The sequence below is a fragment of the Ligaoa zhengdingensis genome (genome assembly GCF_014384885.1).
Lineage (GTDB): Bacteria > Bacillota > Clostridia > Oscillospirales > Ruminococcaceae > Ligaoa > Ligaoa zhengdingensis.
The window spans coordinates 1-518 of sequence record NZ_JACRST010000112.1 but is presented as its reverse complement, the minus strand read 5'-3'; the positions used below and the strand labels follow the sequence as shown (position 1 = coordinate 518).

General features: G+C 54.4%; 1 pseudogene. It reads left to right on the top strand.

Annotated features, from left to right (window positions below):
* Positions 1–518, top strand: a pseudogene (locus H8711_RS13955) (VirB4-like conjugal transfer ATPase, CD1110 family); the annotation flags it as partial.

Genomic DNA, 518 nt, shown 5'->3' with positions numbered 1-518 from the left:
AATCAGAAGGCAAGCCTCAATGAGTTCCGCAAGCGCATCAACATTCCGGCACAGGAGGACGCCTTCAACGACATCCGCTCCGAGTATTCCGGTATGCTGCAAAGCCAGCTCACCAAGGGCAACAACGGATTGGTCAAGAGGAAGTACATCACCTTCGGCATTGAGGCGGACTCCCTCCGCACGGCAAAGCCGAAGCTCGAACGCATTGAAACCGATATTCTCAACAACTTCAAAACCCTCGGTGTGAGAACCGAGCCGCTGTCCGGCTACGAACGGCTGAAAGTGCTTCATGATGTGTTCAACATGGACACCAATGAGCCGTTCCGCTTTTCCTTTGACATGGTAGCCCGGACGGGACTCAGCACGAAGGACTTCATCGCGCCCACTTCCTTTGACTTCCGTGAAGGCAAGTGCTTCAAGATGGGCAGAACCATCGGCGCGGTGAGCTTCCTGCAAATCCTCGCGCCGGAACTCAATGACCGTATGCTTGCCGACTTCCTTGAGATGGACAGCAACAT